At 44.6% G+C, this 11,828-nt stretch carries 13 protein-coding genes; 10 read left to right on the top strand and 3 right to left on the bottom strand.

The window, feature by feature from the left end:
• The first annotated feature begins 32 nt into the window (after positions 1–32).
• From sppA to ACFQ1X_RS03010, 6 genes are all read left to right on the top strand, one after another.
• Positions 33–1,046, top strand: coding sequence for a signal peptide peptidase SppA (sppA, locus tag ACFQ1X_RS02985; protein WP_144838794.1), 1,014 nt, complete (start codon positions 33–35; stop codon positions 1,044–1,046).
• 12 nt (positions 1,047–1,058) lie between these two features.
• Positions 1,059–1,637, top strand: a complete 579-nt coding sequence (locus ACFQ1X_RS02990; protein WP_379081300.1) for an RDD family protein — start codon at positions 1,059–1,061, stop codon at positions 1,635–1,637.
• Positions 1,638–1,671: 34 nt separating this feature from the next.
• Positions 1,672–2,178 (top strand): thiol peroxidase, encoded by a 507-nt coding sequence (gene tpx, locus ACFQ1X_RS02995; RefSeq protein WP_144838796.1) that lies wholly within the window; start codon positions 1,672–1,674, stop codon positions 2,176–2,178.
• Between the two features lie 52 nt (positions 2,179–2,230).
• Entirely contained in the window at positions 2,231–3,154 is a 924-nt protein-coding gene (locus ACFQ1X_RS03000; RefSeq protein ID WP_144838798.1) for a class I SAM-dependent methyltransferase, read from the top strand.
• A gap of 71 nt (positions 3,155–3,225) precedes the next feature.
• Entirely contained in the window at positions 3,226–3,411 is a 186-nt protein-coding gene (locus ACFQ1X_RS03005) for a hypothetical protein (protein ID WP_144838800.1), read from the top strand.
• Between the two features lie 443 nt (positions 3,412–3,854).
• Positions 3,855–4,274, top strand: coding sequence for a universal stress protein (locus ACFQ1X_RS03010; RefSeq protein ID WP_144838802.1), 420 nt, complete (start codon positions 3,855–3,857; stop codon positions 4,272–4,274).
• A gap of 93 nt (positions 4,275–4,367) precedes the next feature.
• On the opposite strand, the gene ACFQ1X_RS03015 is transcribed toward ACFQ1X_RS03010, so the two are convergent.
• Positions 4,368–4,862, bottom strand: coding sequence for a universal stress protein (locus ACFQ1X_RS03015; protein ID WP_144838804.1), 495 nt, complete (start codon positions 4,860–4,862; stop codon positions 4,368–4,370).
• A 391-nt stretch (positions 4,863–5,253) separates the two neighbouring features.
• Here ACFQ1X_RS03015 and ald point away from each other — a divergent pair, with 391 nt between their 5' ends.
• Positions 5,254–6,369 carry an alanine dehydrogenase gene (ald, locus tag ACFQ1X_RS03020; RefSeq protein WP_144838806.1) on the top strand — a complete coding sequence of 372 codons (1,116 nt, stop codon included), beginning with the start codon at positions 5,254–5,256 and terminating at the stop codon, positions 6,367–6,369.
• 525 nt (positions 6,370–6,894) lie between these two features.
• Here the strand turns inward: ald and ACFQ1X_RS03025 are convergent.
• Positions 6,895–7,992, bottom strand: coding sequence for a M24 family metallopeptidase (locus ACFQ1X_RS03025; RefSeq protein WP_144838808.1), 1,098 nt, complete (start codon positions 7,990–7,992; stop codon positions 6,895–6,897).
• A 90-nt stretch (positions 7,993–8,082) separates the two neighbouring features.
• Here ACFQ1X_RS03025 and ACFQ1X_RS03030 point away from each other — a divergent pair, with 90 nt between their 5' ends.
• Together ACFQ1X_RS03030 and ACFQ1X_RS03035 are read left to right on the top strand one after the other, a co-directional pair.
• On the top strand, positions 8,083–8,763 hold the full coding sequence (locus ACFQ1X_RS03030) for a metal-dependent hydrolase (RefSeq protein ID WP_144838810.1): 681 nt from the start codon (positions 8,083–8,085) through the stop codon (positions 8,761–8,763).
• Positions 8,764–8,856: 93 nt separating this feature from the next.
• Entirely contained in the window at positions 8,857–10,164 is a 1,308-nt protein-coding gene (locus ACFQ1X_RS03035) for a DRTGG domain-containing protein (RefSeq protein WP_144838812.1), read from the top strand.
• A 323-nt stretch (positions 10,165–10,487) separates the two neighbouring features.
• Here ACFQ1X_RS03035 and ACFQ1X_RS03040 read toward each other — a convergent pair whose 3' ends face one another.
• Positions 10,488–10,787 (bottom strand): YtpI family protein, encoded by a 300-nt coding sequence (locus tag ACFQ1X_RS03040; protein WP_144838814.1) that lies wholly within the window; start codon positions 10,785–10,787, stop codon positions 10,488–10,490.
• Between the two features lie 93 nt (positions 10,788–10,880).
• On the opposite strand from ACFQ1X_RS03040, the gene ACFQ1X_RS03045 reads away from it, so the two are divergent.
• A complete protein-coding gene (locus ACFQ1X_RS03045; RefSeq protein WP_144838816.1) occupies positions 10,881–11,825 on the top strand; it encodes a DHH family phosphoesterase in 945 nt (314 codons plus the stop codon).
• Positions 11,826–11,828: the final 3 nt, after the last annotated feature.

Raw genomic sequence — 11,828 nt, forward strand, 5'->3', positions numbered from 1 at the left:
TTAAATAGAATAAAAGAAGGAGGCAAATTTTTATGAATACAAAAAGGTGGATCGCTCTGGTAATAGCAGCAGCGGTGCTTGTAGTCTCATTGCTGGTGAATTCGGTGTTCACAATTTTTCAGAATGATTTTACCCAAAACTTAGATGAGATGATGATAGAACAGAGCTCCGGATTAGATGAAACCGTTCTTGAAGACGGCAGTGCCAATTCACGTATTGCTGTTCTGGAAGTGAATGGTGCCATCCAGGATACCGGAGAAGCATCTCCTTTACTGGGTACGGTTGGCTATAACCATGAATTTTTCCTGCAACAGCTGGAACAGATAAAGATGGACGATACGGTCAAAGCGGTAATGTTGAAAGTCGACTCGCCTGGAGGCGGAGTGGTTGAATCCGCAAAAATTTATGATCAAATAACTGAAATCCAGGAAGAGACAGGAAAGCCGTTTTACGTTTCGATGGGGGCAATGGCAGCGTCAGGCGGTTATTACATCGCTGCACCGGCTGAGAAAATTTTTGTGAACCAGGAAACGTTGACGGGTTCTATCGGGGTTATTATGCAAAGTATCAATTATGGTGAACTTGCAGAACGCTACGGAGTTGATTTTGTAACGATCAAGTCCGGCCCATACAAAGACATTATGAGTCCGACCCGTGAGATGACTGATGAAGAGCGTGCTTTGTTGCAGGAAATGCTCGACGATTCATATCAGAACTTTGTTGATATAATCGTTGAAGGCCGCGATATGTCCGAAGAAGAAGTCCGGGCAGTGGCTGATGGACGCATTATGAATGGCCGTCAGGCAGTGGAAGCGAACCTGGCAGATGACATCGGTTATGCAGAAGATGTCTTAGCGCATCTTCGAAATGATTTTGATCTTGAAAACGCTGAAGTTTTCGAATATGGCACTTCCCAAAGCTGGGCTTCATTATTTTCCGTGAAAGTTCAATCGCTATTCGGAGCCGATTTGGAAACACAAATGCTCACGAAATTGATGACCGAATACAGCGCGCCGCGCATGATGTATTTATACGGTGACAAATAAGGAGGGCTGGACATGGCCGAGAATAATATTCCAGAGGAAATGACAGTGGATGATTCCAGAACCAAACGCCCTGATGAATTGCAATACGAGGAAGTGATGTTCTACGAACGCAAACCAGCCGGTTTCTGGATCCGCTTTTGGGCATACCTGATCGATTTGCTGGTGATTTCAGCCGCAACATCGATATTGGTGAAACCTGTTTTTACGCTGCTGGGAATCGATACTGGCAATGTTCCATGGTATGCACCGTTTGCGATTCTATCGGCAATATTGTTCTATGCATATTTTGTATTGATGACAAAGTTTCTGGGACAGACGCTTGGCAAAATGATATTCGCCATCAGAGTTGTTTCACTTCAAAAAGATACGCTTGACTGGGGCACTTTGCTATTCAGAGAATGGATTGGCAGATTTATATCAGTGACAGTTCTCCCTCTCTATTTTATCGTAGGCTTTACACCGTTAAAGCAGGGTGTACATGATTATTTTGCAGATACGACGGTTGTCCATGAGCAATCTTTCCGAAAACGCCGGATGATGCAAAAAATACGTCGTGAAGGTTCCGGGTTGCAAGAGAAGAGTGTCTTTTAGTATGATGAAGACAATATGAAAGGGAGGCGTTTGAATGGTACAAGTTACATTTCATGATAATCGTGTTACCTTACCAAACAAAGAAGTCAAAGTTGGAGACCAAATCCCGAATTTCACAGTACTTGACAATGACTTGAACCCTGTAACTGCCCAGGATACAGCAGGTAAAGTCAGATTGTTCACAGTGTCACCATCCTTGGATACAAGTGTTTGTTCTGATCAGGCGAAACGTTTCAGCAAAGAAGCTTCTACGCTGGGAGACGATGTTGCAGTCTACTATGTAACCTGTGATTTGCCTTTCGCACAAAAACGATGGGTTGAAGTCAATGAAGCCAAAAATCTCACTACACTTTCCGATCACCGCGATCTTTCTTTCGGTGAAGCGTTCGGAGTAACGATGCAGGAACTGCGGTTGCTGGCCCGTTCCATATTTGTAGTGGATGAAAACGATAAAGTGACATATGTGGAATATGTTCCTGAGGGAACGAATCATCCGAATTATGATAAAGCGATCGAAGCAGTAAAAGAATTGACAAAATAAAACTTGAAACCCACTCATCTGAGTGGGTTTCCTTATTGAGGACGGCGAAGTGATGAATTCATCCATGGAAAATGTTTTTAATTTTATTGATAAGCATACTGAAGAAATACAAAAGGAGAAGGATAATTCCTATCTTGAAAGTTTATTGACGACTACTGAGAATTGGCTGGACGGACATATTCAGCCCGACGGTGATGCCGGCAAGGAAGATATCCGCAAAGCAATCCAGCTCGCAGTTTTAAAAGGCATGAAAGAGCATATTCAGCCGCATCATCAGATGACTCCGGATGCTTTAGGGTTGTTGATGGGCTATCTGGTGGAGTTGTTTGTGAAAAAAGAGCAGGCGACGATCCTTGATCCGGCGGTCGGAACAGGGAATTTGCTGCTGACCATCATGAATTATCTGGATGGCAAATTACTGGGAGCCGGCGTGGAAATAGATGATCTGCTGATCAGATTGGCTTCAAATATCGGCAATCTGGTGCAGCAGCCGATTAAACTCTATTTGCAGGATGCCCTGCAGCCTTTATTGATCGATCCGGTGGATGCGGTTGTATCCGATTTGCCGGTTGGCTATTATCCTTCAGAGGAAAATGCAGCATCCTTCGAATTGAAAGCGGACGAAGGCATGTCCTATGCACACCATCTATTCATTGAACAATCAATGAAACATACTGCGGATGGGGGCTATCTTTTCTTTATCGTTCCCAAAGCGCTCTTTGAATCACCGATGGCCGATCAGCTTCACAAATATTTGAAAAAAACTGCCTATATTCAGGCAGTGATGGAACTGCCTGACACTCTTTTTAAAAATTCTTCCCACGCCAAAGGTATCCTCGTTTTGCAAAAGAAAAAAGAAGGCGTAAAAGCACCAAGAGAAGTGCTGCTGGCGAAAGTTCCGAATATGTCAAAACCGGAATCAATGGCAAAGTTTTTCACACAGGTCAATAATTGGTTCAAAGAAAATAAAGGCTGAATTGACAGAAATATGCTATACTGGAGTCAGCAGAAATGTGACACCAGACCAATTGAAAAGAGGGACGACACGTGAGTGAATCCAGTGAAACACCAAAAAAAGTAAGTTTGCAGGAAGCTGTAAAACGTCAGCTCGAAGCCAAGAAAAATCAGGCTTCAGGCAATAAAGGAAACGGCAACGCATCTTCGGAAACGAAAAAGATGAAAAGCCAGCAAACCAAGAAAGTCAATAATACCCGCCGAAAAATGGGTGTGTGACCAATAAGAAAAGGCAGACCTTCGCGGGTCTGTCTTTTTTTCTGATTCCCGCAGGAAAGACATTGGCCGAAGCCTATGAACACATCTTTGCTTTTCGCCACCTGACGCTTCATTTTGGTTCTATATAAAATTGGAGTGTTTGCTTCATAAAATAGACTTAAAAGAATATTCTTTTAATAGAAAGCCATTTGAGATATGGAGCAAAACAGCGAAGACGCCCAGGGGACCAAGCGAAGTGCTGAGATCCACTCGGGCGAAGTGAAACGAGAACGAGTTAGCTCAGCGCAAGCCCCCAGGCAAGCGAAGCTGGTTTGCGTAATATCGGTTTACAACTTTCTTCTATAATTTTACGTTTTCGGCTCCGAAAAAAAGGGTTGCAGCCAGCTTTCTAGAAGTATGTTAAAGAGACCGGCAACATAATCCCCATTCGAGGAGTGGAATTTATGTATAAAAAAATCTTAATGGCTGCAGATGGTTCAGATAATTCATTGCGTGCTGCAAAGGAAGCTGTCAAACTTGCCTCCTTGTCAAAAGGGTCTGAAGTGACGATTGTGTATGTCATCGATCACAACGAAGCTCAGAGCGAAGAGATTCACCGCGGAACTTCAATGGAAGTTGAAATAGCCCGCCAGAAAAAAATAGAGCCTATTATCGATATGTTTGAAAGCGAAGAAATATTTTATAAGAAGGAAATGATCTATGGCATTCCATCCCATGTGATATCAGAATATGCAAATGACCGGAATTTCGATATTTTGATAATGGGAAAAAGGGGCTTGAATCCGATGCAGGAAATGGTGCTTGGCAGTGTCAGCCGTTCAGTTTTAAATAAAGTCGATATTCCTGTGCTGATTGTGAAATGACATAAGAAGCAGTTGGTTGCGGTTATGAGCTCAATAATTTATCCATAGAAAAAAACCTTTTCCTAAGACGGAAAAGGTTTTTAATGCTATATACTAGGTAGTCGGTTTTTGCTCTTCATCAGCCATTGCTTTCAGATCGGCAGGAGCATCGTCAGTCCGGACAACGAGAACGTCGCATCTAGCTGAGCGCACGATATGCTCGGAGACACTTCCGATGAGAAAACGTTCGACTGCATTCAAACCGGTGGCACCACAGATTATAAGGTCGGCTTCAACCTTTGCAGCCAGATCCCGGGAAATCATTGTTTTCGGTGAACCGTAATCAACTACGATATTAACTTTTTCAACACCTGCTGCCATGGCTTCTTTTTTGTAGTCCGCCAAAAGATCTTCAGCAAACTTTTGCGCTCTGTCCGCGATGGAGCGGTCATACGCTTCGATTGCTGCGAATGATCTCGTGTCGATGATATTGACCAGGTTCAAAGTTGCGTTATTACGGGTTGCGATTCCCACCGATTTTTTGAATGCCCACTCAGCTTCTTTCGACCCATCAACTGCTACCAGGATTTGCTGATATTTTAATGTCATAATTACATTCCTCCTTATCTAATTATGAAATTCGCTATCGGTAGGGGCAGGTCCTTCTTTTTACATAAAATTTACCTGAAAGATGTGACAGAAAAATTGGGAATGAAAAATTCAGCTTCATAAAATCGCTTCCATTGAAGGCCCAAGTGTATCAGATTAGTTGATATATTAGCTGAATTCGAAAAAAATAATATTTTAATATTTAATTAAATAGCCTATCACAATATATCTGCCTTTTCGTTAACTGAGTCCAATGGGGAGGTTTGAATGAATTAATGAAAATAGGAATAAAATTGGGCAAAGTTTAATAATATCTGATAGAATGGATTTGCTTTGAAGTATAAATGTTCTAATCTATATTTCCTATTAATTATTATTGGAGGGTATCACCATGCGTATTGGAGTTCCAACAGAAGTGAAGAATAATGAAAACAGAGTAGCAATGACACCATCTGGCGTAGTCAATTTATCATTGGCTGGCCACGAGGTATTTATTCAACAAGGTGCCGGCCTTGGATCTAATTTTACGGATGAAGATTATGTCTCTGCAGGGGCGAGCATTGTTGCAACGGCCGAAGAAGCATGGAACCAGGAAATGATCATGAAGGTAAAAGAACCGACTGCTTCTGAGTATGGTTACTTCCGAGAAGGTATGATCCTGTTCACTTATTTGCATTTAGCTCCTGAAGCTGAATTGACACAAGCGATGCTGGATTCGAAAGTTATCGGAATTGCCTACGAAACTGTCCAGCTGCCGAATAACTCATTGCCCTTATTAACTCCTATGAGCGAAGTTGCCGGTAAAATGGCGACTCAGATTGGTGCTCAATTCCTGGAAAAAATCCATGGCGGGGGAGGAATCCTTCTGGGGGGAATTCCTGGCGTTTCACGCGGCAAAGTTACAGTGATCGGCGGAGGCGTCGCAGGGACAAATGCCGCTAAGGTAGCTGTCGGAATGGGAGCAAATGTAACCATCCTTGACTTAAATCCCGATCGTCTGCGCCAACTAGATGATTTGTTCAGCCAGGATGTTCAAACAATGATCTCAAATCCATTGAATATTGCGGATGCTGTCGAGAAAGCGGACCTCGTGATTGGAGCGGTATTGATTCCGGGTGCCAAAGCTCCGAAACTAGTGACTGAAGACATGATCAAATCGATGAAACCGGGCTCGGTCGTCGTTGACATTGCGATCGACCAGGGTGGAATTTTCGAAACAAGTGACCGCATCACGACGCATGATAAACCAACATATATCAGACATGATGTTGTCCATTACGCTGTAGCGAACATGCCCGGAGCAGTTCCACGTACTTCCACAATCGGATTGACGAATGTAACGGTTCCATATGCCGTGCAAATTGCGAACAAAGGCTATAAAAAAGCCATTCTTGAAAATGAAGCACTGAAAAAAGGCGTAAATACGCTTGGCGGCTATGTCACTTATAAAGCGGTTGCCGACGACCAGGGACTCGAATACAAATCTGTAGACGAACTGTTGGCTTAACGTAATCCACTTGAATCTCAGGTGAATTAGCGTTAACAATAGAAATAAAAAAGCTGCACCGGGATTTTTTCCGGTGCAGCTTTTCAGGCTGTCGAAAAACCGACAACTTCTCCAATCATTGCGCTCTAGGCGGACGCTTCATTCTGTTTTGTGCAGAATGGAAGTGTCCACTTTCTAGCTTGCAACACACTTAAACGTGTATTCCTTTATAGAAAACGATCTGAGATATGGAGCAAAACAGCGAAGACGCCCAGGGGACCAAGCGAAGTGCTGAGATCCACTCGGGCGAAGTGAAACGAGACCGAGTTAGCTCAGCGCGAGCCAAGTGTTGGCCGAAGGTAGTTCGGCCGACTCTTTGCGACGAAGCTAGCGAAGCGATGCAGGAGCAGCCTTAAAATCGTGCTCCTGCAGTGCTACGCACTTCGTCGCAAAGGCAATATCCTCGCAGGCGTCGGATACTGCCTTCGAAGCTGTTTTGCGGAATATCGGCTTTCATTTTTACTTTCTCAACATGCTTTTGGTTTTTCAATTATTTATAATCTGGAGTTCTTTCGGGTAGTTGGTTAAAACTTCGACACCGTCTGCTGTGACAGCAAGGTCGTCTTCAATCCTTACGCCTACGGAACCGGGAACATAAATGCCGGGCTCAATGGTAAACACCATGCCCTGTTCCATTTTCATGTCGTTAGAGCCGTGAAGGGAGGGGAACTCGTGCACCGAAATGCCAAGACCGTGGCCCAACCGATGAGTGAAGTATTCACCATATCCGGCACGTTCGATGACCTCCCGGGAAATTCTGTCAAGTTCAGCTGCGGTAACACCAGGCTTTACAGCATGCAATGCCGCAAGTTCGGACTCAAGGACGATGCCATAGACTTTTTTCTGTTCTTCACCGGGTTCGCCGAGTGCAAGTGTGCGTGTAATGTCTGAACAATAGCCTTTGTGGACAACGCCCAGGTCAAACAGGACCAGGTCCCCTTTTTTCAATTTGCGGTCTCCGGTTTTGCCGTGAGGAGAAGCGGCATGGTCGCCGGTCAGTACTGTCGTGTCGAAGGACATATGTGTAACACCGCGTTTTTTCAGTGCCAGTTCCACTTCTGTCATGACTTCGATTTCCGTAATGCCTTCTTTGATTGTTTTTGCGGCGACTTCGATTGCATAATCTGCAAGCGCTGCAGCCTCGCGAAGGATTTCCATCTCTGCGGCATCTTTGATGACACGCATGGCATTTATTTTTTCATCAATGCCGACTGTAGTTGGTGAACTGAAAAATTCGTTGATCGCGTCAAAACGTTCCACAATCATATGCGATTTCTCGATTGCCATTGTTGTAATGGAAGAAACTTTTTTCTGCGCGGTGTGCTGAAGAATCTCCATCGCATTTTCTGTATCGGTATGGCCGACGATGTCGCCGTTCCATCCGGCAGCTTTCGCATCCGGAATTTCCATTTGAGGACAAATAAGAAACGGTTCAGCCTCACTGAAAATCATGACACCGAGCAGACGTTCATGGGGGTTGCTCTTGAAACCGGTAAAGTAAAAGACGTTATCAGGATTGGTTATAAACGCTGCATCAATCCGGTTTTCCTTTAAATAAATTTGCAAATTACTGATTCTATTCATATTAGAATTCCTCCTCTATATGTGTAGCATAACAAAGATAAGGGTATAAGACAGCTAGAAACTGAACGTATAAACCAATGGAGGGATAACATGAAAATTTCTTATCACGGACATTCCGTCGTTAAAATCACGACAGAGGGAAAGACGATTTTGATCGATCCGTTCATCAACGGCAACAGCTTGACTGACCTGAATGTGGAAGATGAAAAGCCGGACGTGATCTTGCTGACACATGCACATAATGACCATGTCGGCGACACGGTGGAACTGGCACAGAAAAATGAGGCCACAGTTGTTGCACCGGTGGAACTGGCGAACTATTTGGGAACGTTCGGACTGGATACGGTCGGCATGAATTTGGGAGGAGCCAAAAAATTTGATTTCGGCACCGTCAAATACACCAAAGCGTTCCACAGTTCTTCCTATACGTCAGATGACGGTGAAGTCATTTACGGGGGGATGCCTGCCGGAATTCTGTTCATGGGGGAAGGCAAGACCGTCTATCATGCCGGGGATACGGAATTGTTCGGAGACATGGAACTGATTGGTAAACGCAATCAAATCGATGTGGCGTTCCTGCCAATCGGAGACTTTTTTACGATGGGGCCGGAAGATGCTGCTTACGCAGCCCAATTACTGAATGCGAAAACGGTTGTGCCGATCCATTACAATACATTCCCGCCAATTAAACAGGATCCACAGGAATTTAAGAAAATGGTGACTGGTTCGGATGTAAGGATTATGGAAGCCGGAAATTCATTCGAATTATAATATGAACCCCCGAAGAGCAATTCTTCGGGGGTTTCTATTTTGGTAAATATGGTACACTAAAAGCATCAGAAAGCAGAAAGAACAGGTGAAATGATGGCGACGAAACATGAACAGATTCTTGACTATATCGAGACCTTGGATGTCGGGGAAAAAATATCCGTCCGCCGCATCGCAAAAGAACTTCAAGTCAGCGAAGGAACAGCCTACCGTGCCATTAAAGAAGCGGAAAACAAACGGCTTGTGTCGACGATTGAACGTGTCGGCACCATTCGCATCGAAAGAAAAAAGAAGGAAAATATCGAAAAGCTGACCTATGCGGAAATTGTCAATATCGTGGATGGCCAGGTGCTCGGTGGCAGAGCGGGCTTGCACAAATCATTGACCAAATTTGTTATAGGGGCGATGCAACTGGAGGATATGATGCGCTATACGGAAGCAGGCAATCTGCTGATCGTCGGCAACCGCTTCAAAGCACATGAATATGCATTGCAGGCAGGAGCTGCTGTTCTGGTCACAGGCGGTTTTGATGCATCGGACACCGTCAAGAAACTGGCTGATGAATATGAACTTCCGGTTATTTCCACCAGCTATGATACGTTCACAGTTGCCACGATGATCAACCGGGCCATTTATGATCAATTGATCAAAAAAGAAATCTTATTAATCGAGGATATCTTAACCCCACTGGAAAACACTCATTTTCTCCATCATCTCGATCCGATCAGCCGTTACCGCGAATTGAACAAAGAAACAACGCATGGCGGATTCCCGGTTGTTGATGATACCGGTAAAATTATCGGAATTTTGACCTCCAGGGATATCATCGGTTTCGAAGACGCAGACGCAGTTGAAAAAGCGATGACTAAAGATCCAATCACCGTGACACTTCAGACCAGCGTGGCATCAGCCGGCCACCGGATGATTTGGGAAGGCATAGACCTACTGCCGGTAATTGATGATTATGGCAAATTGTTTGGCATCATCAGCAGACAGGATGTGCTGAAAGCGATACAGACTGCACAACGCCAGCCGCAGCAGGGAGAAACGATTGACGACATCATCAAAAGCCAGCTGCAGATGAAGCCTCTTGAAAAGCTGTCGTTGGATTTTAAAGTAACGCCGCAAATGACCAATTCCTATGGAGCGATATCTTATGGCGCCTATACAACAATCCTGGCAGAAGCTGCCACAGCGGCCTTAAAGACCAAAAACCGGAAAGACAGCGTACTTGAAAACATGTCTGTTTATTTCCTGAAGCCCGTTCAACTCGATTCGCTTATTTCAATCAGGCCGATGATATTGGATATGAGCCGAAAATCGGCAAAAGTGGATGTTGAAGTGTCGTTCGAAGGTGTGATTGTAGGCAAAGCTTTATTGACATTCCAGCTGTTGGATCGATAAACAAGAAAAGCGACAGCGCCCGTTAAGCTCTGAAATGCATAAGACGATTTGGCGAAGCGGCGTCTTTTCAGCCGTATAGTCCCGAAAAGCGGAAACGGCCGTTCAGCTCCGAAAGGCTTAAGATGAACTTCCGAAGTGGCGCTCTTTGCCGCACAGGAAGGACAGCTTAAGTCCGAGGAGTTGGCCGTTGGAGTCTGGACACAAAGTGGCTTATGACCCGAAGAGCTGGGCCGCTGGAGTCCAGACAATGAAGAAAAGCGAGGGCGCACATTCGGCTGATCTCATCCATAATAAAACCCCCCCTCACAAGGAGGGGGGAGAAATTATTGGTTCAGGCGCGTTTCTTCTGCGACAAACTTATGGTAATGCCTTGCCGCTTTGTAATTGAAAACAATCAATGCAATCCCAAGAGCGATGAAGATGCCGGCGATGATATAAGTCACAGCGCCCTGAAAACTCACCAGCTGGTTTATGCCGAAAAACAGGATGAAACTGCCAAGGAAAATTGAGGCGTTGGAAGCGTACCATTTTTTGCGTATCGGCAATGTTGCACGGAACTGTTTTGTCTTATAATAAAAATAAAACACGGCGGACAGTATTATTAGAAATACGAAAATTAACATAAGGACCTCCTGTATTCAAAAACTCTCCTTCTATTGTACTGAGAAATGAATGTGAATGCGAATGGATTTCCTTGAAAACTGGAGGAACAGACTATGAACAGTCAAATCATCGACACAATTAAACAATACGAAACGATTATCATCCACCGCCACGTAAGGCCGGATCCGGATGCCTACGGTTCCCAGTTGGGGCTGAAATACATATTGGAGCATAATTATCCCGAAAAGCGGATTCTGGCAGCAGGGGAACATGATTCCACAATGGATTTTCTCGGTATGCCGGATAGAGTGTCGGATTCCGATTTTAACGGGTCTCTTGTCATTGTTACAGATACTGCCAATACGGAACGGGTCGACGACCAGCGCTATATTGATGGTGAAAAAATCATAAAAATCGATCATCATCCGAATGATGATGCATACGGTGACCTTCTTTTAGTGGATACAAATGCGAGCTCTTCTTCCGAAATGGTCTATGAATTGTATGCAGTTGGAAAAGAGTTGGAAGGCTGGGAGCTTCCGGAGGCCGCTGCACGCCAGCTTTATGCCGGAATCATCGGCGATACAGGAAGATTCATGTTTCCAAGCACCACCCAAAAGACGTTCGCGATTGCGGGGGAATTGATCAAGACCGGTTTTGACCGCAACGCACTGCATAACGGCATGTATGAAATGGAGAGAAAACTTCTTCACCTTCAGGGCTATATCTACCAAAATTTCAAAATGGATGAAAACGGCGCCGCTTTTGTGAAAATCACTCTTGACGTTCTTAAGGAATTTGAAGTGACTGCCACCGAAACTTCGCTGCTTGTCAGCTCACTGGGCAACGTCAAAGGAATGAAAGCCTGGGTCATTTTTATCGAAGAAGAGGATGAAATTCGTGTGCGTTTACGATCCAAAGGTCCAGTGATTAATGAGCTGGCGAAGGAATTCAATGGCGGCGGCCATCCAATGGCTTCAGGTGCCACAGCGTATTCATGGGATGAAGTGGAAAAAGTGATTGCCCGCCTGAAAGAAATCTGCGCTGCAGCAGTATAAAAA

The sequence above is a fragment of the Metaplanococcus flavidus genome, assembly GCF_042675885.1.
GTDB classification, from domain to species: domain Bacteria; phylum Bacillota; class Bacilli; order Bacillales_A; family Planococcaceae; genus Planococcus; species Planococcus flavidus.